Source organism: Vibrio scophthalmi LMG 19158 (assembly GCF_000222585.1).
Classification (GTDB): domain Bacteria; phylum Pseudomonadota; class Gammaproteobacteria; order Enterobacterales; family Vibrionaceae; genus Vibrio; species Vibrio scophthalmi.
Genome location: NZ_AFWE01000223.1, coordinates 41261 through 66666, shown reverse-complemented (window position 1 = coordinate 66666; position 25406 = coordinate 41261). Strand labels below are relative to the sequence as shown.

The following is a 25406-nucleotide window of genomic DNA, read 5'->3' as shown; positions in this document are numbered from 1 at the left end:
TCAATGTGATGCTTCTCGCCGAACATAACTTTCCGATATAAAAAAACCAGTCAGAAAACTGACTGGTTTTTACGTGGTGTATATTCTCGCGATGATGACGCTATTTATCACCCACTCTCGGCTACAGCCGCGTAACACTAGTGGATAAACGCGATACAGCCTTGCAGGATCATTAAGTTGACGATGTCGATAAAGAATGCGCCCACGATCGGCACCACCATAAACGCTTGTGGTGACGGGCCGTGACGGCTCACGATTGAGCCCATATTCATCACTGCTGTCGGTGTCGCTCCAAGGCCAAAGCCGCAATGCCCACTCGCAATCACCGCTGCATCGTAGTTGCTGCCCATTACACGGAATGTAACGTGATAAGCAAAGACCGCCAAAATCATTGACTGCACGCCTAAAATAATCAGGAATGGAATCGCTAGATCAAAGATATTCCATAGTTTTAGACTCATCAATGCCATCGCTAGAAATAGGGACAATGATACCGTGCCAAGAATATCAACGGTCTCTAAATCCAATTTACGAACTTTAGTCACTTCAAGAATGTTGGTGATCACCACACCAATGAACAATGCATAAACAAAATCTGGGATCATTAACCATTTGATACCAAATGAGCTTACCCACTCTTCTACATAGCCAGCCCCCGTCACACAGAACAAGATCAGGGCTAAGCTCTCAACCACCTTCTTCGCCGTGACACGATCTTCCTCATGCTCGTTGTAAGTGACCAATTCAGGAAACTCTTGGTGCGTTTGGTTGGTGTGGCCGTAATCTGACTCTAACTTGCGCTTTTCAATCAAGCGTTGAGCAACCGGGCTACCAATAATCCCCCCCATCACCAAACCAAATGTGGCTGATGCCATCGCAATCTCGAGCACATTATCTAAGCCATAAACATCTTGGAAGGTTTGCGACCATGCTGCACCTGTGCCATGACCACCGGATAACGTAATGGAACCGGCAATAAGACCCATAAGTGGATCTAAGCCCAGCATACTCGCCAAAGAAACGCCTACAGCATTTTGGATAAGAATGTAAACCGATGCGACCGCAAGGAAAAGAAAGACCTTCGCGCCACCTTTGACTAACTGAGTGTAATTCGCCGCTAAACCGACCGTAGCAAAAAACATCAACATGAATGTGTTTTGTAATGGCAAGTCAAAAACCAGATCGATACCTTGGAAATGCAGCGTGGTGATCGCACACGCGACAATCAAGCCACCTACGATGGGTTCAGGGATGTTGAATTTCTTTAAGGTCGGTAATTTTGCGTTAATAAACTGGCCTAAAAATAGCACGAAAATCGCGACTAAAAATGACTCCTGTGGACCGACAGATATAACCTGATTCATACAACCTCTTTATTCCTTTTTCTCATTCCTTGAGTTACCGCTTCATTGTGTGAGCTATAGCTCGCGAATCAGGTTGCCTGTTGATAGGTTACATTACTAGACTGCAGACCAACTCAATTCTCATTATTTAAGAATTAAATGCGAATTAAACGTTATTTATTCTCTCCTGATAAGAATAAACAAATAGAACGCCGTTCGTAACTAGTGAATATCCTGTTGAATTTAGTCAAATTCAACAAAATCATCTAATGAGAAAAGCACATCAATACCATGATTGAGTCATGAAAATAATCTGGATGGTCGGAGAGAAAATTGGGCAGTGGAAGAAGGAATGGAGAACAATAAAAAAGCCAAACAATCGTGTTTGGCTTTCGGTATAAAGCGAGATCGTTAACTATCGACGATGATGGAAACGCGAACGATCTGCACGCTGTCTGGATGCGCGTTCTTTGTGCGCTGAAGCGGCTTTAGCTTGAGAGGCTAAAATCGATTCAACTGTCAGTTCCATTGGTTCACGTGGCTCTAAACCATGTGGGAAAGTACGTGAACGCGGTGGTAAGTTGTATTCGTATTCCGATGCTTTTGGCATGCGTTTAAAGCGATATAAATAAAAGTTCTCTACACGCTCACGCGCCCACTCGGTCTTTTTCAGGTATTTAACACTGCTCGCAATACTTGGTTTCGTGTTGAAGCAGTTCATACGCATTGCCGTATCAAGAATGACCCAGCCGTAATGATCAACAAGCTGCTGCAGCATGTCTTCTAATTTAAGGCCGTGCAGTGGGTTATTCTGCTGTAGTTCGATGCGTTCTTCGTCGGTCATAAATTCATGGCTCATGAACGGCTCCTTTATTATCAATGGCGCGCTTTCAGCGCCCCACCATACCTTTCTAAGGGTATAAATTAATTCATTACAGCGAATAACCTACATCGATTTGAATTACGGTTATTCGCCATTCTAAGGCTTAGTGCGCTAGATTACGCGGCGTTAAGAACTTTTTTCTGATGTGCCATGTACTCATCAAACGTACCTTGGAAGCTCACCAATTTTTTCTCTTTCACGTCAATAATAGACGTCGCCAGTGATGAAACAAACTCACGGTCGTGACTGACAAAAATCAACGTGCCAGTATAAACCTTTAATGCGCTATTCAGTGCTTCAATCGCTTCCATATCCATGTGGTTGGTTGGCTCATCCATTACCAGTACATTGATATCTTGCATCATCAGTTTACCAAATAGTAGGCGGTTCTTCTCACCACCTGAACAGTTTTTGGCTTTTTTATTGGCATCATCCGCCGTAAACAACAGACGACCCAAAATACCACGCACCATCAAGTCATTGTGCTTCACTGTACGCCATTGCGATATCCACTCAAAAATGGTCAGATCGTTATCAAAATCTGCAGTGCTGTCTTGCGGGCAGTAACCAATCGAGGCATTTTCAGACCATTTCACTACGCCTTGTGTCTGCTCTAGTTCATTGACTAGGCAACGTAGTAAGGTGGTTTTACCCACACCGTTTTCGCCGATAACCGCTAAACGCGTGCCCGCTTCAAGCAACAAATTGCCTTTTTCAAACAACAGTTCGTCACCAAAAGCGTGGCCAAGATCTTGCAGTTCAAGCGCTAGACGGTGCAGTTTTTTACCTTCACCGAAGTCGATTGACGGGCTAACACGGCTACTTGATTTCACTTCGTCTAATTGGATCTTATCCATTTTTTTAGCACGTGAGCTTGCTTGCTTCGCTTTAGAAGCATTAGCACCAAAACGGTTTACGAAATCTTGTAGTTCGTTAATTTCTGCCGTTTTCTTTGCATTCGAAGCCAATAGTTGCTCACGAATCAAACCCGAAGCTTCAAGGAAGTACTCATAGTTACCAGGGTAAATGCGTAGCTCACCGTAATCGATATCCGCCATGTGTGTACACACAGAGTTTAGGAAGTGACGGTCGTGCGAGATGATGATCATCGTACACTTACGTTGGTTCAACTCTTCCGCCAACCAGTTGATGGTATGAATATCCAAGTTGTTGGTTGGTTCGTCGAGTAGCAAAATATCAGGGTTGGCGAACAGCGCCTGTGCCAATAGCACACGTAGTTTCCAACCCGGTGCCACTTGCTGCATCAGGCCAAAATGAAACTCTTCCTCAATACCTGCTTGTAGCAAAATATCACCCGCGCGGCTTTCTGCGGTATAACCGTCCATTTCGGCAAACTCGCTTTCAAGCTCTGCCACTTTCATGCCGTCTTCTTCACTCATCTCCGGCAATGAATAGATACGCTCACGCTCTTGCTTCACTTCCCACAGTTTACGGTCGCCCATGATCACAACATCGATAACATTGTGTTGTTCAAAAGCAAACTGATCTTGGCTCAATACGCCCAGTTTAAGCCCTGGAGTAATCGAAACATTACCTGAACTTGGTGTTAGCGCACCGCTCAAGATTTTCATGAATGTTGACTTACCACAGCCGTTCGCACCAATTAGGCCGTAACGGTTACCATTACCGAACTTAGCTGAAATGTTTTCAAACAGTGGCTCGGCACCAAATTGCATGGTGATATTATTTGTACTTATGATAGCAGTGCCCTCGAAGTAAATTTCTTTTAATAACAAGCTCTTAATTCACTTTCGAGATACTGTTAAAAAAGGTCATATTGGATGTGGCCGCTATTCTAGCTGATTCATTCATAAGGTGATATAGGTCACGTTAATATTGAGTGTAATTTTCACAAAAAAAAGCGCATAAATGGCTATTCTAGGCGGATGATAGATAGCAAAAACAGACCTTAACCAATCAAATTACCTCCAAAGCGCTTAATCTAAATACTGGTGCTGCAATATCGTTCAATACTCCATTTTTACTTCACGCTATATTGTGGGTCGTACAGAAAGGATTGCACAATGAATAGTCTTGTTTTCGCCATGGTCGTTTTTGCTTTTGTTGGTTCAACGACACCCGGCCCGGTAAACCTCCTCGCCACCAGCACAGCCATCAACCATGGCAAACGCGCCGCCGCTAGATTTGTCACCGGTGCATCCGTCGCCTACGCGATGGTGGTTTTTTTAACCGGTGGTATGATGCAAACCGTTGCCGCACTCATCCCTAAACTCACCACGGTGATGCAATTTAGCGGAAGTGTGTTTATTTTGTATTTGGCCTACAGAATTTTTACCGCTCCCGTCGCCTCACTTGAGTCATCTAAAGAAAAAAAATCGGGCTTTTGGACGGGATCGCTCACACAGATCCTTAATCCCAAAGCGTGGTTAGTTGCCATGTCTGGCGTCAGCCTTTATGTTATAGGGCAAGAGAATGAGTATTTTTCATTGCTACTATTCACCGCGGTATCGCTTGTTTTATGCCTGATCGGGGTGGGCATTTGGGCTGTGATTGGCCGTGTACTGGCCAAATATCTCAATAACGCCCAACGATTTGTATTGTTTAATCGCATAATGGCGGTGCTGTTGGCTCTCTCGGTCGGGGCAATATGGATATAATGCCGCCAAAGCCAACTTTATAAAAAGCCTATCACAATGGCTATCATTCAGGGATCGTGACGAAAGATGAAAAAAGATGACAGTGTCAGTTTTACACAAAGTACATTGTTGCCTTGGATTGAGTTAAGAACAGCCAATCAAAGCTCGGCCTGTTATCAAGCCCATTCCCATGATGAGTTCTCTTTTGGCATTATCGATAGCGGTATTGCAGACTACCACAATCGCGACAAGCACTACCGCATTAGCCAAGGCGATCTCGTCACCATTAATCCGTTTGATGTGCATTCTTGCAATCCTGAAACCAGCACTTCCGGTCACGGAGCATGGTCTTATCGGATGTTGTTTGTCGACACGATCAAAATGGGCGAAGTGCAACAAGATGTGCTGCACAATCGCACCTCAAGCTATACACGCTTTGCTCGCGATTTAGAACGAAGTGAATCATTACAGCGGCGGTTTAACTTGCTATTTGATGCTCTCGCGCAAAACGCAAGCCGTCTGCAAGCTGAAGTTTTGTTGTTTGAATTTGTCGCCGAGTGCTTTATTGAACAAGGCGAACAGATAAACTGCTCCACTCAAAGTGCTCACCATTCCTCGCAGGCTCAACCTTGTCTTGCTCATGTGCGCGACAAGTTACTTGACCAAGTCAGTCACAATCATCATTTGCAGTCATTAGCCGATACTGTCGGAATTAGCCGCTATCAATTAGTACGGGCATTTAAAAACCAGTTTGGTCTTCCTCCCCACGCTTATTTGATGGATGAGAAAATTAAGCGTGCGAAACAGATGCTTAAATCTGGCCAACCTATCTCTGATGTAGCTTTGCAGCTCGGATTTTCCGATCAAGCACACTTTCAGCGCCAATTTAAAAGAAAGCTTGCGGTCACACCGAAATTCTACCAATCGCATTTTGTAGATTAACAATTAAAATTAATTCACTTTTAAGCACTAAAGAATCGAAAACACATTAACAAAATTATTAAAGAACATTAGCTTTGTAAATTTATACTAAAACATTAAAACTCTAAAAAATATTAGTTAAAATATAAAAAGCCAGGTCGTTAGCCTGGCTTTTTATGAACACTATTTTAAATACTGGCTGAATAAAACCAAAAAACCTTCAATATCAGCATCATTCTGACCAACATCATAACTTGGGAGGCGACAATAACCACTGCTTATTATGCCGCGCCGAGCTAATATCTGTTTTTCAACTTTAATAATATACTCACAATGACTCATCCAACGCTGGATATATCTCAATAAGTCAGCATGGACTTTTTTTGCTTTTTCAGTTTCACCTTGCTGATACAAATCATATATAGCAACATATATTTCAGTAAAGGAACAACCCGGCATCACTCCTTTACCGCCAATATCCAACATGTCCAACATATACAGGCCAGCATAACCATTTAAAATTACAGTATCTGGTTTGTATTGTAGTAGCTCTCGGCAATATTCTACTGGAGGATTACATTCAATTTTAAACACCGCGTGAGGATAACGTCGACTTATGTCAGCCATCGCTTCAGGGGGTATATCCAGACCTGTCTCACCTGGAGCATATTGAACCAATACAGGAATGCTCACCACCTCTAACACAGAACAAATGTGGTAAACAATTTGTTCTGTCGTGGGTTTAAGAAAAAATGGTGGTAGTAACATCAAGCAATTACTGCCTAGTTGTTGATAGAACTTAGCCCTTTCGACTGCAATTTCAGTAGCATGATCGGTCACTGATATACAACTATAAACCTCGCTACTTGACAAAATTTGGACGAAAATTGTTGCAAGTTGTTCCTTCTCTTTCTCCGTCAACTTATAGAATTCGCTTGCGATACCAAATAAGGTAATTCCATTACATCCCGTATTTTTCAAATGTTCTATCATGCTAATGAAAGACACTATGTCCACCTTACCTTCAGAAGTAAAAGGCATAGCAGCAATCGGATTAACACCCACTAATTCGTCAGGTAAATATAATTTATTCATCGTAACACAGCTCCTTCTGCTGCTGATGCCGCACGTTCACGATAAAGATTAAGAAAACCTGCTGGTACTTCTTTTAACAACGGTTTCCAATTTGCATAACGAGCAGTAAGTTCAACGTCACTGACAGACAGCATCAATGTACGATTAGCAATATCTATCTCTATTTGGTCACCGTCTTGTATTAGTGCGATCACTCCGCCATCAGCCGCTTCCGGTGATATATGCCCAACAAATAGACCTCTATTTGAACCAGAAAAACGACCATCGGTAATCAGAGCACAGTCATTTGATAGAGCCATCCCTTCAAGAAATTTCATCGGTTTATACATTTCTGGCATGCCTGGGCCACCTTTAGGGCCCTCATAGCGTAAAACCAACACACTACCCTTCGGGATACCACCATTTTGGATACGGTCAATTGCTTCTTGCTCAGAATCAAATACGATTGCTGGCCCTTGAAACTGATACATATGATCAGGTACTGCCGCTGGTTTAATTACCGCACCCAAAGGTGAAATATTACCATTTAGAACTGCAACCCCCGCGTCGGGTTTGATCGGAGAAGAAAGACTGCTGATCACAGGGTTATCATCAATCAACGAGACTCGTTCAAGAACTTGCTCTTTTGTCCCAGCTACTGTTAATGCATCAAGTTTTAGCTCACATGTGAGCTGCTTTTCTACTGCTGCAATCCCTCCTGATTGATGAAAATCGATCATATCGTGCTCTGATGCCGGATAGATCGCAGCTAAAAGAGGGATTCTCCGACTAAGTTGATCAAATTCACTCAAGGATAAATCACCAAGACCAGCTTCATAATGAATAGCCTGAAGATGCAAAATAGCATTGGTAGAACCACCTGTTGCTAACAATGCACACATGGCGTTGTGAATGGATTGCCTAGTCAAAATTTGACGAGCAGTAATACCATCATGAACTAATTGGACAATACGCTTACCCGCAGCAAAACCGACCTCAAATCTTGCTGGATCGATAGCTGGTATCGTTGAGGTTTGCGGTAAACTCATGCCTAATGACTCAGCAAGACATGACATCGTATTTGCCGTCCCGTACATAGTACAAGATCCTGGTCCTGGCTCCGCTAAATCTTCAATTTGACGGAATTCTTCTTCTGAAATCTCCCCTCGCTGTTTCCAGCCAATCGCTTCCGTGACAATATTACCATCCCAGTGTTTGCCTTGATATTCCGCTGGATACATGGGCCCGCCATTGACCAAAATAGCTGGAATGTCTAAGCGTGCAGCAGCCATCAGCATGCCAGGTACAATTTTGTCACATGAACCGAGCAACACCATACCGTCAAATCTATGAGCTCTAACCATGATCTCAATTGATGCGGTAATCACTTCACGAGCAGCTAGAATGTAACGCATGCCAAGATGTCCTTCAGCGATGCCATCGCAAGGTGCAATGGTACCAAACATCATTGGTACGCCACCCGCTTCACGTATTCCATCCATCGTTCTGGTCGCGACGTCATTCAAATTGACATGACCTGGCGTAGCATTGGTATAGCTATTTACAACAGCAATAACAGGTTTTCGAAGGTCACTATCCGTATGACCCATCGATTTATACAGTGCGCGTTTAAGCGCACCGTCGTCACCCTGTAGATTAGTGCTAAAGTGAGAGCCACAATCACCGCAGTTTCCACAGTTAGCCATAGTTACCACTCCGCAAATGAGCCATCTTTGTGACGCCAAACCGGATTACGCCAGCGATGGCCAATCTTAGTCATCTCACGCAAGAATTCCTCATCAATATCAACACCAAGGCCAGGGCCAGTTGGAAGTTCGCAATACCCATCTTTAAAACTAAACACGTCTTTGTTTTTTAAATAATCCAGTACATCGCAGCCTTGATTGTAATGAATACCAATACTTTGCTCTTGAATGACAGCATTGAGCGCTACCGCATCGACTTGAATACATGACGATAATGCAACAGGCCCAAGTGGACAATGCGGCGCCAATGCAACATCAAACGCCTCTGCCATTGCGGCAATCTTTCTGACTTCTGTAATGCCTCCAGCATGTGAAAGATCTGGTTGGATAATATCAATACCACCACGTTGTAGAAGAGTTTTAAACTCCCAACGCGTGAACATACGCTCACCCGTTGCAATAGGAATCGCACCATATTGAGCGATTTCATGAATTGAATCCAAGTGCTCTGGCAACAAAGGCTCTTCTACAAACATTGGGCGTAAAGGTTCTAATTCACGCATTAGTACTTTTGCCATGCCTTTGTGAACTCGACCATGGAAATCTATTCCTATCCCCATATCTTTATGTGTCGCATCACGCACCGCTTGAACACGATCTAAAACAGCATCAACTTTACTGTAATCATCAATGTAATTTAGTTCTTCAGTACCATTCATTTTTATCGCTGTAAATCCAAGCTCCATACGTTCTTTCGCCATACGAGCGACATCATCAGGACGGTCACCACCAATCCAAGAATAAGTACGAATAGAGTCACGACACTTACCACCAAGCAGTTGATAAACGGGAACATTCAAATCTTTTCCTTTGATATCCCATAACGCTTGATCAATACCGGATAGAGCGCTCATCATGATTGGACCACCACGGTAAAACGTAGCGCGGTACAACACATTCCAAATATCCTCAATATCACGAGGGTCTTTGCCAATGACATAGTCCATTAATTCATCAACTGCCGCTTGAACCGTATGTGCACGACCTTCAAGTACTGGTTCCCCCCACCCCACAAGACCTGTATCCGTTTCTAATTTCAAAAAACACCAGCGTGGTGGAACTATAAATGTTTCATAACTTACAATTTTCATGGCAACTACTCTATTTGGCTAAATCAGGTAAAAAGGTGATAACGCTTGGCAGGAATACCAATGCAATTTGGACCAAAAGCATACTAATAAGGAAAGGGACGACAGCACGAGACAACTGAACCATTGAAGAGCCCGTAATACCTTTTGCCACAAATAGGTTTACCCCAACCGGTGGTGTAATAAGCGCAAGCTCTGTACCGACAATGAGAATAATACCGAAGTGGTAAGGACTAATACCTAATTGAACTAAGATTGGCAGGAACAACGGTGTATAGATCAAAATCTGCGCAGCAGTCTCTATAAATAAACCCGTGAACATAATCAGCGCAACAAATATCAATAGTATAATCGTCGGGTTATCAGTAACTTGAAGTATCGCCTCACCAATCATTTGAGGAATTTGACTCATGGTTAAGTAACGAGCAAATGCAGTCGCAAAGCCAAGAATGATAATAACGCAACCTGTCGTAAGAGCCGATTTAACAACGATTGGGCGGATATCTTTTAGCGTAATCTCTTTATGAATGAACAAGCTGACAATTAGAGTGTAGATAACGGTAATGCAGGCAGCTTCCGTAGCCGTAAATACACCGGAATAGATCCCACCCAGAATAATGACTGGTGTTAATAACGCCCATTTTGCATCCCAGAACGCTAACTTAACTTTCTTGCTATCAAATTTTTCTTCCATGCCTACATAACCACGTTTTCGCGCAATTAAGTACACTGTAAGAATCAAACCTAGACCAACCATTCCCCCTGGAATAAAACCAGCTAAGAACATATCACCAATTGAAATTTCCGCAGTCACCGCGTAGATAATCATTGGTATAGATGGAGGTATTAAAATACCTAACGATCCAGCAGACGCAGTCAAAGCTCCGGCGAAGTGACGGTTGTAGCCTTTTTCTATCATAGAAGGCACCATCATTGATCCAATCGCAGCTACTGTAGCTGGTGAAGAGCCAGAGATCGCAGCAAAAAACATACACGCGATAACAGTTACGATACCAAGGCCACCAGTTGTACGACCAACTAAAGTTGATGCAAAGCCAACAATACGACGTGAAAGCCCGCCGGTCTCCATGACAAAACCAGCCATGATAAACATTGGAATCGCTAGATAAGTAAATGAATCCAAGCCAGAGAATGAAATTTGAGCAATAAAACCACCCGAAATATCATTCATGAGCAACGCGGCCAGTGTCGACATGCCTATGCAAATCGCAATCGGCATACCAACGAACAATAGCGCTACGAAAATCAACATGGTAATAGCAAACGAAAACATTACTGAACCTCCGAATCATTTGAGCTAGCAATTAGCGCATCGCGATTTTGAAAACGGTGATACATTCGTTGTACTAAGCGCAAAGAAATTAAAAAGAAGAACACCGGTACAATCATGTATATCCAGCCAATCTGCCAACCAAGCGCAGGAGTTACTTGTGAAACACGCAACGCTTCTACGGTGATTTCAACACCATAAATGCCAATGTAGATCATAAATGCACACCAAGAAGCCTCTATCACTTGGTCCAAGTAATACTTAGCCTTACCCGAAACAAAGTTATCGATAATTTCAACTCGAACGTGTGCACCCTTAATAACTGCCAATGAAGAGGCTGCGTATACAAGCGCTATAAATACATAACGGGCTAACTCTTCAGTCCAAGACAAAGAAAAATTAAATACAAAACGGAATAATATTTGTAGAAGGCAAAGTACTATTAGTGCTAAAAATAAAGCGACACTTAAATATTCTTCAAACTCTTCACAGAAGACTTTTGATAATTTAGACATAACGATTCTCGATATTATCTATAAATGATGTAGGACGAGAATTCGCCCTACCCTCACACTATGACAGTTTATTTACCTGCTGTTGAAGCTCAGCAAAAAATTCAGGATCAATCTGATCGCCATGCTGTTTCACCACTGGCTCTACCGCATGACGTATTTCTTTCTTCGCGGTATCGCTTAACTGATGGTACTCAACCCCTGCATCAATCATTTTCTGAAGAGATTCCTGATCTTGAATTCTTACCGCTGAACGCATTTCTTCTTTCGCTAAGTCGGCACCTTGTTGCAAAATCTGTTGGTGCTCAGGGGATAGACCTTCATAGAATTTTTTACCTACAACAAAGACAACCCAGCTGTATACATGCCCTGTGTCTGTTGCATAAGGTTGAACTTCAAATAGACGTTGTGAATAGATATTAGTAAACGGGTTTTCTTGTCCATCTACAGTACCAAGCTGCAATGAAGAAAATAGTTCAGAAAAAGGCATTGGTGTTGGGTTTGAACCTAGAGCTCGGAAGGCATCTAAGTGGGATCGGTTTTGCATTGTTCTAAGTTTCAAGCCATCAAAATCACTCAATTGTGTAATCGGCTTAATACTGTTGGTTACATGACGGAAGCCAAAATTACCATAACCTAACCCGATATAACCCGCATTTTCTAATTTGCCCAATAAATCCTTACCCCATTCACCATCAACAACTTGGTTTGCAATTTCTTCAGTAGGGAAAATAAAAGGTAGTTCTAAAATGTTAAATTCCTTAACAATATTCCCCATTACTGCTGGCGCAGGCAAATTCATTTGAACAGTATTTAACTTGATCGATTCCAAAACCTCTTGGTCGTTTCCTAGCTGGTTACTAGCATAAATCTGAACATCTAATTTTCCTTGGGTTTTGTCTTCAACAAAAGCTTCAAATGATTTCATTGCTTTATATTCAAAGTGGGATTCAGGTACACCAATGCCCACTTTCATTATTTTTACATCATCTTCTTTATCACCACATCCGGAAAGTCCAAAAATGGCCATAGAAATAACAATTGAGGTGAGATTTTTTTTCATTTCACGTTTCCTTTAGTATTTTTAGTTATTAGATTGAGACCATGCTTCTCTATATTCACGAGCATTTTTTATAATTTGTTCTATTTTCATTCCCGGCTTGTATAAGCCGGAACCTAAACCAAAGCCGTTAGCTCCAGCTTGTCTGAATTCACTCATTTGCTTAGCATTCGCATTGATACCACCGACAGGTAAACAAGCTAAATTTGCAGGTAATACAGCCCTTAGTGCTTTCAAATAGTTTGCCTCTACACAATCTGCAGGAAAAAATTTTAAGCCACTCGCACCGCACTCTAGTGCCGTAAATGCCTCTGTTGGTGTCATGACACCAGGTAACGTTACGCAACCTTCTCGAGAAGCTAAACGAATAACGTCCGGATTCATATTCGGTGTAACCACTAGGCGAGCACCAGTTGTTAAAACCGATTCTAACTGAACAATATTGGTGACAGTTCCAGCCCCAACAATTGCTTTTTGCCCAAATTCATCAACTAAATAACGGATACTTGTTAGTGCATCAGGACTATTTAAAGGTACTTCGATGAGCTTATAGTTTTCCGCAATAAGTGCTGTAGCAACAGGAATAATATCTTCCGGTGTAATACCACGAAGAATTGCTACTAATGGTAACGAGGTAAAAGCATCGTCATTCATCAATTGTTCAGGCAACATTACGCATTCCTTCATTTTTTTGATAGATAGTCGTTAGGCCAGATAAAAAACAGTCATCGCCCGAAAGGATTTTGCTTTTTAAACCAATATGAACCAAGGCCGTTTGATAAAGAGTGCACAGCTTTTCATCACCAACGATATATACCAAGTCATCAGTTGATATGGCTGATAATTCCGCACCAATTAATATTCCAGATAGGTAGCTCTCTATATTGGATGAGGATATGTGATTAAATAATCTTTCGGTACGGGCAGAAAATATGACCGCACTCAATAAACCTTTGCGCCCAGCATCAACACCCTTTAGAAAAGCATTTTTACTATGATGCTGCTCAGGCAATTGCCGCCCTAAAATTGAATGCTGTTTAAGAATTGAAAATAGCTCACCAGTCATATACGTTTGAAAACTAATCAATGACTGCTGTTTTATCCGAGCATGCTTGCTATGCGTGCCTGGTAAAATTGCGATTACATTGTTTTGCCCTAACTGATGTGCTAAGCCCATTAATTGAATTTCTTCACCACGCATTACATCATGAAATTCAAATTGATTGTCGCCCGCCGCACCTGGAACTATCCATCCTTTTTGACCCCAAGGTAACTCAACGTCCACCAAGTTCTCACTTAAATCATGAATAGAAACAGGTAACGAGGCATAGGGAACATCACACCATCCTTGCTGAGAACCGACCATCCCTCCCAACAACACTGGTAGTGACTCAATCTTGCCTGCCCAAGGAGATGTAAGTTGTCGAAATGTCTCTGAAAACAGGCCATCAGGTACAGCTAACAATCCACATGATGCCGTGATTTTATCGATAACTAGTCCATCTTCAGTCATCAGGAACGCTCGAAAATTCGACGTTCCCCAATCAACAGCAATCCAACTTGGTATAAGTGATTTTTTTGTCATACATATATTCCTATCTTGTATGACAAGCATGATAGATGCTTTTTTAACCTTGGTGTGTGATCAGCACCAAAAATCTTCTAACGAATTAAAGAAACAAAATCTGGGTCTTCTGGTAACACTTTTCGCATCGATGCCAAAACCATATCTCGCATGCGACTGCGGGCACTAATAGCATCACGCATACGGATCGCATCAAGTACTTCCCAATGCTCTTGCAATGCTGGACCGCTTAAACTGACATCATCTTCTAGTGTATTAGCAAAAGAGAGCTCCATAGTGGCCGCTAGCATATTGCCTAATGCTAATAAAAATGGATTATGAGATGCATGGATAATTGCATTATGGAACTGAATATCACCTTGATTAAATTTTTCTCGATTCATCTCTGCTTTTGCATCACGCATAATCTCATAGCCAGCTTCAATATCAGCTAAGTCTTTACCTGTAGCGTTCAGTGCGGCTAAACCGGCAATATTTGGCTCAAAAATTAGACGTGTTGCGATTAGGTGACGTAAAACTTTGTCACTACTTTTGACTTGAGAGGTCCACCGAAGAACATCACTATCTAACCAGTTCCATTGTTCTACTGGTGCAATAGTCGAGCGTTTTTTAGCTTGAATAATAATCATCCCCTTCGACGCAAGACTCTGTAGAGCAGAGCGGACAGAGGTTCTTGATTTATCGAAATGGCGTGCAATCTCGTTCTCACCTGGTATTTGCTCATCAGAACCATAATGGCCAGAGACAATCAAATAAGCGATTTCTTCAGTTAGTGCTTTAGATACTGGTGTTGTTTTCATTTTTCCAATCATGTATTACAAGATATTGGTAGTAGCATACATTATCTGCATTTATACTCAAGCAACCAAATGAACCTAGTTGCACTAGAGCATTGCAAATGCACTTGATTCAACTATTTGAGGAGGAGGCTAACTACTATTCAACATTAAATATTTGTGTCCATGCAGACAGAACTCACTACTCAGACAGACTTGATCAAAATCATGTTTGCGAGCAAAGGGAAGAAAACTACCACTTTAGGGTTAAAAACGACCTTTTGCCCATTAACAGAATACTCAATATTAGCGCTGAAATTTAAGTAGGACGTTTTGCATGATCAGCACTAAATGGCTAGAACTCTATCAATATCTACAAAGCCAACTCCCTTTACTACCATCACAACAAGACGTTGAGCCAAAGCTCAATGATCGTTTGATGTTTTTAAGTGCCCAATTTGCCCAAGCAGGCCGTGAGCAAGATAAAAACCAACTTGATTGGTTAGAGCATGAAAGTTTCACTCTGGTAATGAGTGAGCTATTTGAACCGCTTTCCATTACCGAAGCCCAACTGCAATTTCTGTTTGAAACTTTAATGGCAGCACAAATGTGTCAGCTCGCCATGATCGTCACCAACCTTTACAAGTCGCTACTCCCTGAACATGAATTCAAAAGCAGATGTGGCCTTGTTTACCAACAGTTAGGTGATTACGAGATGGCAAAAGCGATGTTGCAAGAGTCCATCGCACTAAATGAAAACAAGCCAATGGTTCATTGCCACCTGGGTTTTAATCATCTTTACCAAGGTAACAGTGATTTGGCCGCAGAGCAGTTTCAACGCAGTATTGAAATTGATGAAAACTTTGTCGGCGGCTACCAAAATTTGGCTGGCCTGCATTATCAAGACAGTAAATTTGAGCTGGCAGCCAAGTATGCCGAGCAAGCTTTTGCTTGTGATCAATCGTTAGTCTCTACTTACATCACAGCCGTTAGCTCATACCTTGCCCTTGGTCAAAATGACAAAGCGGATCAGTGGATCACAACCGCACTAAACAACGATATTTCTTCGATTGAACTGGTGCGCTTGGCCGGGATCACCGCACACCAAAATGGTCGCTTAGAAGAAGCACTCGAAGCGCTGGATCACTATCTGCTATTGAAGCCGGAAAGCTACGACGTGGTCAGCATTCGTGCTCGCGTTAAAGCGGACTTACGTCTTTATGTCGAACTTGAACAAGATATTCGTCAATTACTGATCTTTGAACCACATGACGAATGGTGCTTAGAACACCTCTTCCTGTGCTACTTCCACACTGAAAAATGGGCCGATGCTCAATTGGTGATGGTTGAGCTTAATAAGCTGGCAGCACACTACAAAATTACCTATCGAGATCAGCTCAATACTATTAACAAAGCGCTGAGCCTTGATGTGGTCGAAATATAATTATAAGTCTGGAGTTAATGTGAAAGAGCAAGTTGAATCAGGTGTTGCAGACACCTCTCGCCGCGACTTTTTGAAGCTAGGTGGCGCAGCTGCCGCAACAGCGACAATTGGTGCAGCGGCCGGCGCTGGCTTTGTATTGGGTCGTGATCCTGATGCAAACGTCGGCTGGGGTCGTACCGAATCAGGCCACGATATGTACTTTGATCGTGAACCGTTCCGTGTCGATGTTGCACCTACGATGGAAGTTGCGGGTGAGTTGACACGCCCTGAATGGAGCGATTTCTTATTCCACCGCACTCGCGTGTTGGGTGCAGAGATGAAAAACGGCTGGGTTCCTACTGCTGATTGGCGTGAAATCCCAAATGAAAGAGTACGTGAATACTACTCACGCTACCCAGAGCGTTGGGCCGACATGCGTCAATCGTTTGAAGAGAAAGCTGAACACACGCAGAACTTTGAACAACACCGCTCACGCTTTGCACTTGGTTGGGCCTACTCTGCGGCTTACATGCGCGGCAACATGAGTAACTTCCCTCCGAAGCCTGATGGTCACCCTGACGAAGTGGATTTCCAGTGGGTTAAGCGCACTAAGCAAGAGTTTAAATCACCAAAACACGCGTCTGAACTGATTAAAAAGATGGCATTCAAATTTGGTATGAGCATTGTTGGCATCACCAAAATGGATCCTAACTTCATGTTCAAAAATACCATGCGTGGTATGCCTGATTGGGACGAATCAGTACCAAAACACTGGAAGAACGTGATCATCTTTGGTACCCCAATGAACTGGGATCCTATGTACGCAGCGATCGGTTACTCAACCTCTTACGACGGTTACTTCCGTGCGAAGAATGCCTCGGGGTTGATGGCGGCATTCCTTGGTGAACTGGGTTACGCGGCGCGTCCACAGTGGCCAGGTTCTGACTATGAAATCGTTGTGCCACCACTGGCTATCCAAGCAGGTATGGGTGAAGCGGCACGTAACGGTATTCTATTAACGCCGGAGCTAGGGCCAAACATCCGTCTTGCGGCGGTCATCACTGAACTGGATCTTGAGGCCGATAAGCCAATCGATACGAAGGTTAAGCACTTCTGTGAAGAGTGTAAGATCTGTGCTGACTCTTGCCCAAGCGGTTCAATCAGTAAGGCCGATAAACCGGATGCCATTGTCCGTGGCTACCGCAAGTTTGACTTCAACCAAGACAGTTGCTGGACAATGTGGCGTCAAGGCCCAACCGAAACCGCAATGGGTTGTCGCGTATGTATTGCTGTGTGTCCTTACACTCGTAAGAACAACTGGATTCACGCCTTGGTGAAGGAAACTGACCCGCGCGATCCAACCGGTATTACACGTAAAACACTATTGGCGATGCAACACAACTTCTTCTACTACCCAGAGGCCGAAGCGTACCACGGTGATTGGAATGGCGGCCGCTTTGCTGGTTACCACCAACCACCAGAATGGATGCGCAGCGAGAACTACCTCAAGGTTGAGAAAACTTGGGAATACGACGGCAGCTGGGAGGGCTTCTAATGTTTCCACAATCAACGGTACTTGATCCACTATTTTGGATGGCGTTTGGTGCACTACAAGTCTTAGTGTTTGCTGGTGCAAATCAATGGGCGAAGCAATTTAAGCTCGGTATGAACTGGTGGAAATGGGCACTCGTTGGCGGTTGGTGGGCTTCTATCGTCCTGACTGTCGCGGGAGCATTCACTCTACTGGGTGAAAACGAAGGTTTCGCAGGCTGGTACTTCCTTGGCTTTGCAGGTACTGGGCTTATCATTGGCGGCGCAATTCTATTGCGTGTGTTGATTGCTCTAAAACCGAAAACCGCACACTGATCTCACCCATCATGATTTAGTACAATGTTAAGGAGCAAGCCACAGAGTCAAATTTTGTGGCTTGTCTATTTCTGTATGGCAATAAAAAAACCAAAAACTCCAAATCGAAATAAAAACATCGAGAAGATCCTCAGCGTCTTATCGATCTTACTGCTGATTGTTGCTTGGTATTTAGGCGGTTTACGTCCGAATAACTCTCAAACGCAATTTTTTGAACACATTACTTCATCGCAAGATCAACGGATTGAAATCTCGCCGAATCTATACAAGCTAGTTGGCGAAGAAGGTGAAGATAATGCCAAATGGATCAGCTTTGGCTCTGGCATCGGTTATGGTGGCGAACTGACGATTGGTACCGTATTTACCGCTTCAGGTGCCGTTGAAACCATCTCCCTGATCTCATCAAAGGAAACCTCGTCCTACTTTGATAAAGTGGTGGAAGAAAAACTACCCGAAGCGCTATTGGGAAAAAACATCAAAACCTCGCTTAATGTTGATGCGATTACCGGTGCAACCTTGACGTCTGATGCTTATACACAAGCACTCGATCAAGCAGCCGATCCCGTCCGCCAAGCCATGTTTGGTTACCGCTTATCTGAACAAGCTTCGCCATGGAGCTATTTTAAGTGGTTAGATGCCGCGGCTCTGATCTTCTTTGCGATTGCCGTGTGGGTAAACCGTACACGCTCAGAGCATAAGGTAAAAATGAATGTTGCCTTATTAGCTGCATCCACTCTACTGTTTGGCTTTCACTCCGCATCACTTTACTCGGCTTCAACCATGGGTGGCTTGATTTATGGTTCGTGGATCTCTGGGGTCGCCAACTACACGCCGTTTATTTTGTTGGCACTTAGCATTATCTACATCTTCTACTACAACCGTAATGTCTACTGCCAAAGCCTATGTCCATTTGGCGCCGTACAACAATGCCTAGCCAAAGTGGGGAATGCGAAGTCATCACCAGTACGTCACCAGTTCTTTATTTGGTTTCCACGTGCATTGCTGCTGATCACGTTATGTCTCGGGGCATATTTCCGCAGTCCAGCGGCTTTCGTTTACGAACCATTTGGTATTGCCTTTGGCATGATTGGTGGCATGTATCTATTTGTATTGACGGTGATGATCATTTTAACGTCTTTGGTCGTTCGTCGCCCTTGGTGCCAAAGTCTTTGCCCGATCAACGCCATGACTGATTTCTTGGTCTTTAACAAAAACTGGTTCAAGCAAGTACGTAACCAAAAAGGTAAGAAAGCTCGTCAAACCGCGCCAAGAAAGCAAAGAGTTGGGGCTAAAAACGAAACCGCTAAACAAGAGAAGGAATAACAATGAGACAACATATCTCTATGGCATTTTACTGTTTGGCTTCAGTGGTGATTATTTTGCAACTTTCGACTAGCTTCATCAGTTTGAGTAATGAGCAAACGACTCAGCAATTACTGCATACTGTGACCAAGCAGGCAGAAAAAGCACCTGTAGTAGTAGAGAGTAAGGCCAAAATCGATTATCAGCAGATGGCCGAAGATATGGCGCAAGAAAGCTATTAGCCATATTGATTGGCTAGCCATGCGATAAACAAAATAAACGTAATAATAAGATTGGAGCTTCACCTTGTGTAAGCTCCTTTTTCGCTAACTATGAACAGTAAATGTATTCCACTTGAGCGCATGCGCTCCGAGTCTGATTTAACCAACCCTTATCTTTTTCGTATCTCACAGCTTTATGCTGAACGCGGCATTGAAGAGGTATCACGTCATCATCGACTCAATTTTAGTGCTCTAATCTACATTACCGAAGGCGAAGGTCAGCACTATATCGACCATCAATTTCATCAAGTACGAGCAGGCACATTACTGACATTAGGCAAAAACCAGATCCATGCCTTTGCCAAAAATCGTACAGTCGATGGCTTTGTGATGCCGTTTAATTGTACCTTTTTAGCTGAAAGCGGCCATGACCCTTATTTTGATTCGATCATTGCAGCTTTAGTACAGGTCAATTGCATCCACAATATCACCGATGATATTGACGCTTTGTTTCGAGTCATGGTGCAGGAGTTTTATTCTGATTCTGAATTTCGCGCAGAAATCATCCGCAGCTTACTACGTAGCGTATTGCTAAAAACCATCGTGCCTATCTATAAGGCTAATGCCAAACAGGTGCAGCTGGGTGCGAGTGATTTCTACCGATTAAAACACTATATCGATGAGCACTTTCGTCAACGCCCTTCCGTGGCTGAGATTGCCCTTGCGATGGGGAAAAGCGTCAAACAACTTGATAAATTGGCTAAGGATAATGCCGGAATAAGTGCGAAGGAACTGCTGGACGAACGTGTGTTAATTGAAGCCAAACGTCAACTGGCCTTTAGTCAATATTCCATCGCAGATATCGCCGAGCAACTGGGATTTAACGAAGCCACCAATATGACCAAATTTTTCAAACGTCATACCGATGTGAGTCCAAAAGACTTTCGTCAGCTGTGCCGCATGGGCTTGAGACAAAACTAGTTTCCCCCACTTATCGTAATGATCGTGGCAATGACAATAAAATCGCAAGACGTGTTAAGCGTCTTGCGATTTCAATTATCCCTCTATCAATGCGTGGTGCGAATCAATGTATGCCGCACCACATTCCACTTTTCCACGATGATGGCTCAACTTTGGTGACAAAAATACCACCGAGTAGAGGCAACATCAGCGCCATAGAGAACATTGAAATGGCGTTACCCGCAAACCAAGTCGATAAACTCAATGCAATCAAAGGGAAAAAGAGGAAACAAATTGACGCGGTAAAAGGGGTCGAAACTTGCCCCAATTTGAAATAAGCGACAATCCCGCCGACACTTGCAAACAAGCCAAGATAGAGCACAGCTGCCAAAGAGTCTGAAGAAAACGCCGTAATATCCGGTTGTTCTACAACCAATGACGTCGCAAAGAGACAGATGGATGCGACAAAACTCGGTAAAGCATTGTAAGTCAGCACGGCAATCCCTTTGCAGTATTTCTCAACCAACACATACATCACCGCATGAGCGGCCACAGCACCACCTAAGGCCAAAAAGCCCAGCAAATAATCACTGCCACCTAAACTCATCTCATTGATCAAAATTAAGATGAGGCTACTCACTGCAATCAACAACCCCATGATTTGTACTTTACGCAGCCTGAGACCAAGAAATAGACCAGATGTGATCATCACGGCAATCGGCATATTGGCGAAGATAATTGATGCTAATCCTGAAGAGATATACTGCTCGCCAAAAATCATCAAGGTAAACGGCACCGCGAAATAAAAAATCGCCACAACCGGCATCCAGGCCCTTTTTTCTTTAGGGAACAATAATGGCTGGTTAAACCATTTGGCTAACAGGATCAATAATGGTGCGGCAATTACAAAACGAAGCCCAGTCGCGAATATTGGCGGAATGGTTTTCACTGCGACTTCCATCGCAAGCCAAGTCGTTCCCCAAATTAAACATACAGAAATGAACAACAGCATAGGTAAACGTTTAAGCATCATCACGTTCCCCTGTAACCAATAAAACAGCAGTAGCGTCAAAGCAAGCAACGTATGAAGGCTGTGCTTGTGCGCACAACACTTGAGCGATCAATGTAAAATTCATTGTATTATTCCAATCACTAAGCGATGCAAATAAGTCGGCTTATTTACATGCATGGCAAATACACACGGTTAATTCGTGCAAAAAAGAAGCAGTAGCGAAATGCTACGAGATTGGAATTACGCTATCGGAGGACGATAAAGAGAGTGCAGATCAGCACTTAAATAGAAATTTATCCGAGGAACGTCAACAAGTGAGCGATAAAGAGCGGCATAAGAAGAGAATAAATTCCCAACCAGACAACTACCGCAGGTAGGGGCATGCGAGCAGCATTGCTTATCTCTACAGCTCCCGCCGGGATCGCAACATCCGGTTTCATCCGCTAAGAAAACCGCGAACAGATCATCACTAAGATAACCAGATTCACTCGTTTGAACATCAAGATTAGCAATGGAAAACGGCACAGGAGAAACATCAGCGCGCACAGAAAAGCTCAATAGTATGGCTACCATTAGAGTCATTGTCAGTAAGCAGATTGTGGTTAGTTTTTTACTTAACACCACTGTGTCTCGCCAGAAGGAAGTTTAGATTTATCGCGAAAATAGCGATAAATAATACAATTAGCAATAACAAAATTGGCGCTTTACACTCTTTTACCCTTAAAAATCATGATTATGTCATGATCAAATTCTCACCATTTACATTATCGAGCGGTTTCCATCAGTTCGGCTGACAAACTCTATAGCCCCCGGACACACTCTATAAACTAAAGCCACGTCAGTCCTATCACCCCACGCTATAATTAGCGAAGTGATACCCTTCGTTTGCTTTACACCTGTAAAGCAAACACACCAGTGTATTGATAATTTTTTTCCTCAAGTCGTTGTTAGGTTTGAGAACTAGGTCTAGTATTTGTGTAAGTAATTGTAACTGCGCACTTCTGCGTGATTCTCAAACGCCCTGAACAGGGCAACTAACTTAGTTGGTTTAAAATAATGAGTGAAAATACTGCACCGTCCCATTTCATCCGCAACCTTATTATCACCCTCATTGGTGCTGCGCTTCTTGCTGCCGTGGCCTATTTTTATGTCGAGCATCAGAAAAACTATCCAAGTACCGATGATGCTTATGTTCACGCCAATATCATTTACGTTGCGCCTCAAGTTAGCGGCAAAGTGCTTAATGTGAATGTTTCAAATTACCAAAAAGTTAGTCAAGGGGATTTGCTTTACCAAATCGATCCTGCACCCTTTCAAGCCAAGCTAGATGAAGCGCGTGCCGCTTACGAAATGGCGATTCAAAGTAATGCCGCTACTGATGATGCGATTCTTGCAGCGAGTGCCAATGTCAAAAGCACTGTTGCCCTACTCGCCGATGCTCAGTCAACCTACCGACGCATCGATAACCTAGTCAAAAAACAATTGCTTCCAGCGCAACAACTCGATGATGCTAAAGCCAAGCTTTCAAGTGCAGAAGAGAATGTGATTGCCGCTCGTGCCAGTATGTCACAACTGGTGAAGGCGCAAGGCGCACAGGGCACAGCCGCTCCTGAGGTCAAAAAGGCCGCTGCCGCATTAAGCCAAGCAACGCTTTCTCTTTCGTACACCAATATCTTTGCTCCAAAAAGTGGTCATTTGGGCAAGTTAAGCGCACATGCAGGCAGTGTTGTCTCGCCTGGCCAAGCTTTGGTTCCTTTAATTGAAGACAATACTTTCTGGGTTCAAGCTAATTTCAAAGAGACTCAGCTAGAGCGTATTACGACTGATATGCCAGCGACGATTGAACTCGATCTCTACCCTGACGCAAAATACCACGGTACTGTAAAAGCTATTTCACCAGCCAGCGGGTCAGCCTTCTCACTACTACCACCAGAAAATGCCACCGGTAACTGGGTAAAAATTCCACAGCGCTTCCCGATCTTGATTCACCTAACCAATGAAACTGAGCATCCAGATTTTCCATTGCGCGTAGGGGCGAGTGCAGATGTAACCATCGATACTGTACACACTCAAACAAGCCAACAAGAGCAATAGTATGGCGGAACTAGCCCACACGGCTTCTTCAGAGGATGAAGAAGCCAATGTAATGAGTGAAGGCACTCGTAAGCTAGTAACCTTGGCGGTGATGCTGTCTGCCATAATGGTACTGCTGGACATGACGATCGCCAACGTTGCCCTACCGCATATGATGGGCGCACTTGGCGTAACCTCAGATCAAGTCACTTGGGTCCTGACCTCTTACTCGATGGCGGAAGCGATCTTTATTCCGCTGGCCAGTTTTCTGGCGTTGAAGTTCGGTATACGTCGTTTACTATTGATTTCAGTCAGTGGCTTTATCATTACGTCTGCGTTATGTGGCCAAGCCGATAGTATCGCTGAAATGGTTACTTTCCGTATTATGCAGGGCGCTTTTGGCGCCTCAGTGATCCCGCTGTCACAATCGATCATGGTGCAGATCTATCCAAAAAATCAACGTGGTAAAGCGATGGCACTGTTCAGTGTTGGGGTTTTACTTGGCCCAATCCTTGGCCCAACTCTGGGCGGCATCATTACCGAAAATATGGATTGGCGTTGGATTTTTTACGTCAATATGCCAATTGGTGCCATTTGCCTCGCGCTGCTGTATTTCTTCGTAAAACTGGATGGGCGTGGCGACAGTAAAATTGACTGGCCTCTCGTCATTGCCATGACCATTGGTATCGGTTTGCTGCAAATGGTCCTAGACCGAGGTAATGAAGAGTCTTGGTTCCAATCTAACGAGATTCTGCTTGCCGCCATTATTAGCGCCTTCGCTATCATATTCTTTGTTAGCCGCTCGCTAATCACCAAAGGGGATATCGCGCCGGTATGGCTATTGCGTGACCGTAACTTGGCCATGTCGTGCATCGTGATGGCTGGATTTTCGATGGGCATGTTTGGTATTACTCAGCTGCAACCGATGATGCTGGAGCAACTGCTCAACTATCCCGTTGAAACCACGGGCTTCATGATGGCGCCCCGCGGTTTAACCTCCGCCATTGTATTGCTGGCTCTGGCCCGTTACATGGACAGAATTGACGCGCGTTTATTGATTGTCATCGGCTTATCACTCAATGCGATAGGCACCTATTTGATGACGTTATACTCGCTCGAGATCAACATCTACTGGATCTTGCTGCCAAGTATCATCCAAGGTGCTGGCATGGGGTTAGTCTTTGCGCCATTAAGCCAACTGGCTTACGCCACTTTGGCTCCCAAAGATACGATAGGCGGTGCGGTGATCTTTAACCTATGCCGTACGATCGGCGGTTCATTTGGCATCTCGATAGTAAATACTTACTTCTCTCGCATTCAGCAAAAAGAATGGAATGAGCTCGGTGGTTCATTATCACCAATGAATCCAGCTCTACAGCAAGCCGCCCACGCTCAAGGGACAACGATTACCGACCCATCGTTTTTGGCGCAGATTCAAAACTTACTGCACCAACAATCGACCTTAATGGCGTTTGTTTATACCTTTGGCTTCTTACTGTTTTCCTATATCTGTTTGATCCCCTTACTGGCGCTGTTTAAACCCAAACCCAAGATGGATAGCTAGATGGATCACGGATTTAAGACTGTACGTTGAAAATAAAAATAGGAGTCCATTTGGGCTCCTATTTTTAT

Annotated in this window: 23 protein-coding genes; 10 read left to right on the top strand and 13 right to left on the bottom strand. The window is 43.6% G+C overall.

Annotated features, from left to right (window positions below; genetic code table 11):
- Window positions 1-137: 137 nt before the first annotated feature.
- From gltS to RH88_RS21050, 3 genes are all read right to left on the bottom strand, one after another.
- Complete coding sequence (gene gltS, locus RH88_RS21060) at window positions 138-1364, bottom strand: sodium/glutamate symporter (protein WP_005599871.1); 1227 nt, start codon at window positions 1362-1364, stop codon at window positions 138-140.
- Window positions 1365-1758: 394 nt separating this feature from the next.
- On the bottom strand, window positions 1759-2187 hold the full coding sequence (locus RH88_RS21055) for a VF530 family protein (RefSeq protein ID WP_038219336.1): 429 nt from the start codon (window positions 2185-2187) through the stop codon (window positions 1759-1761).
- 155 nt (window positions 2188-2342) lie between these two features.
- Window positions 2343-3947, bottom strand: coding sequence for an ABC-F family ATPase (locus tag RH88_RS21050; RefSeq protein WP_081467401.1), 1605 nt, complete (start codon window positions 3945-3947; stop codon window positions 2343-2345).
- 324 nt (window positions 3948-4271) lie between these two features.
- Here RH88_RS21050 and RH88_RS21045 point away from each other — a divergent pair, with 324 nt between their 5' ends.
- Window positions 4272-4865 (top strand): LysE family translocator, encoded by a 594-nt coding sequence (locus RH88_RS21045; RefSeq protein ID WP_005599865.1) that lies wholly within the window; start codon window positions 4272-4274, stop codon window positions 4863-4865.
- A 66-nt stretch (window positions 4866-4931) separates the two neighbouring features.
- The gene (locus tag RH88_RS21040; protein WP_005599863.1) at window positions 4932-5786 is read left to right on the top strand and encodes an AraC family transcriptional regulator; all 855 of its coding nucleotides are present in this window, start codon (window positions 4932-4934) and stop codon (window positions 5784-5786) included.
- Window positions 5787-5948: 162 nt separating this feature from the next.
- Here the strand turns inward: RH88_RS21040 and RH88_RS21035 are convergent, their stop codons facing one another.
- From RH88_RS21035 to RH88_RS20995, 9 genes are all read right to left on the bottom strand, one after another.
- Window positions 5949-6860: a dihydrodipicolinate synthase family protein gene (locus RH88_RS21035; protein WP_005599861.1), complete on the bottom strand. Its 912-nt coding sequence runs from the start codon at window positions 6858-6860 to the stop codon at window positions 5949-5951.
- Window positions 6857-8545 carry a dihydroxy-acid dehydratase gene (gene ilvD, locus RH88_RS21030; protein ID WP_005599859.1) on the bottom strand — a complete coding sequence of 563 codons (1689 nt, stop codon included), beginning with the start codon at window positions 8543-8545 and terminating at the stop codon, window positions 6857-6859. The genes RH88_RS21035 and ilvD overlap by 4 nt, the downstream gene beginning before the upstream one ends.
- A 2-nt stretch (window positions 8546-8547) precedes the next feature.
- Complete coding sequence (gene dgoD / locus RH88_RS21025; protein WP_005599857.1) at window positions 8548-9696, bottom strand: galactonate dehydratase; 1149 nt, start codon at window positions 9694-9696, stop codon at window positions 8548-8550.
- Between the two features lie 10 nt (window positions 9697-9706).
- A complete protein-coding gene (locus RH88_RS21020) occupies window positions 9707-10987 on the bottom strand; it encodes a TRAP transporter large permease (protein WP_005599855.1) in 1281 nt (426 codons plus the stop codon).
- The gene (locus RH88_RS21015; RefSeq protein WP_005599853.1) at window positions 10987-11499 is read right to left on the bottom strand and encodes a TRAP transporter small permease; all 513 of its coding nucleotides are present in this window, start codon (window positions 11497-11499) and stop codon (window positions 10987-10989) included. The genes RH88_RS21020 and RH88_RS21015 overlap by 1 nt, the downstream gene beginning before the upstream one ends.
- 58 nt (window positions 11500-11557) lie before the next feature.
- Window positions 11558-12559 carry a TRAP transporter substrate-binding protein gene (locus RH88_RS21010; protein ID WP_005599851.1) on the bottom strand — a complete coding sequence of 334 codons (1002 nt, stop codon included), beginning with the start codon at window positions 12557-12559 and terminating at the stop codon, window positions 11558-11560.
- A gap of 21 nt (window positions 12560-12580) precedes the next feature.
- The gene (locus RH88_RS21005; protein ID WP_005599850.1) at window positions 12581-13228 is read right to left on the bottom strand and encodes a 2-dehydro-3-deoxy-6-phosphogalactonate aldolase; all 648 of its coding nucleotides are present in this window, start codon (window positions 13226-13228) and stop codon (window positions 12581-12583) included.
- Window positions 13218-14141, bottom strand: a complete 924-nt coding sequence (locus tag RH88_RS21000) for a 2-dehydro-3-deoxygalactonokinase (RefSeq protein ID WP_005599848.1) — start codon at window positions 14139-14141, stop codon at window positions 13218-13220. The genes RH88_RS21005 and RH88_RS21000 overlap by 11 nt, the downstream gene beginning before the upstream one ends.
- Window positions 14142-14218: 77 nt before the next feature.
- Window positions 14219-14941 carry a FadR/GntR family transcriptional regulator gene (locus tag RH88_RS20995; RefSeq protein ID WP_005599846.1) on the bottom strand — a complete coding sequence of 241 codons (723 nt, stop codon included), beginning with the start codon at window positions 14939-14941 and terminating at the stop codon, window positions 14219-14221.
- A 313-nt stretch (window positions 14942-15254) separates the two neighbouring features.
- On the opposite strand from RH88_RS20995, the gene RH88_RS20990 reads away from it, so the two are divergent.
- From RH88_RS20990 to RH88_RS20965, 6 genes are all read left to right on the top strand, one after another.
- Complete coding sequence (locus RH88_RS20990) at window positions 15255-16361, top strand: tetratricopeptide repeat protein (protein ID WP_005599843.1); 1107 nt, start codon at window positions 15255-15257, stop codon at window positions 16359-16361.
- 19 nt (window positions 16362-16380) lie between these two features.
- Window positions 16381-17895, top strand: a complete 1515-nt coding sequence (locus RH88_RS20985; RefSeq protein WP_040758056.1) for a 4Fe-4S dicluster domain-containing protein — start codon at window positions 16381-16383, stop codon at window positions 17893-17895.
- Window positions 17895-18206, top strand: coding sequence for a hypothetical protein (locus RH88_RS20980; protein WP_005599841.1), 312 nt, complete (start codon window positions 17895-17897; stop codon window positions 18204-18206). Before RH88_RS20985 ends, RH88_RS20980 begins: the two co-directional genes overlap by 1 nt.
- Before the next feature lie 75 nt (window positions 18207-18281).
- Entirely contained in the window at window positions 18282-19529 is a 1248-nt protein-coding gene (locus tag RH88_RS20975; protein WP_241212212.1) for an FMN-binding protein, read from the top strand.
- Window positions 19530-19531: 2 nt separating this feature from the next.
- Window positions 19532-19750 (top strand): hypothetical protein, encoded by a 219-nt coding sequence (locus RH88_RS20970; protein WP_005599837.1) that lies wholly within the window; start codon window positions 19532-19534, stop codon window positions 19748-19750.
- A 90-nt stretch (window positions 19751-19840) separates the two neighbouring features.
- Window positions 19841-20710, top strand: a complete 870-nt coding sequence (locus RH88_RS20965; RefSeq protein WP_005599835.1) for a helix-turn-helix transcriptional regulator — start codon at window positions 19841-19843, stop codon at window positions 20708-20710.
- A gap of 103 nt (window positions 20711-20813) precedes the next feature.
- On the opposite strand, the gene RH88_RS20960 is transcribed toward RH88_RS20965, so the two are convergent.
- Window positions 20814-21722, bottom strand: a complete 909-nt coding sequence (locus RH88_RS20960; RefSeq protein ID WP_040758054.1) for a DMT family transporter — start codon at window positions 21720-21722, stop codon at window positions 20814-20816.
- 1035 nt (window positions 21723-22757) lie between these two features.
- Between RH88_RS20960 and RH88_RS20955 the strand changes: the two genes are divergently transcribed.
- Both RH88_RS20955 and RH88_RS20950 read left to right on the top strand, forming a co-directional pair.
- Window positions 22758-23795, top strand: a complete 1038-nt coding sequence (locus RH88_RS20955) for an HlyD family secretion protein (protein WP_005599829.1) — start codon at window positions 22758-22760, stop codon at window positions 23793-23795.
- A gap of 52 nt (window positions 23796-23847) precedes the next feature.
- Entirely contained in the window at window positions 23848-25338 is a 1491-nt protein-coding gene (locus RH88_RS20950) for an MDR family MFS transporter (RefSeq protein WP_231893217.1), read from the top strand.
- The last annotated feature ends 68 nt before the right edge of the window (window positions 25339-25406 follow it).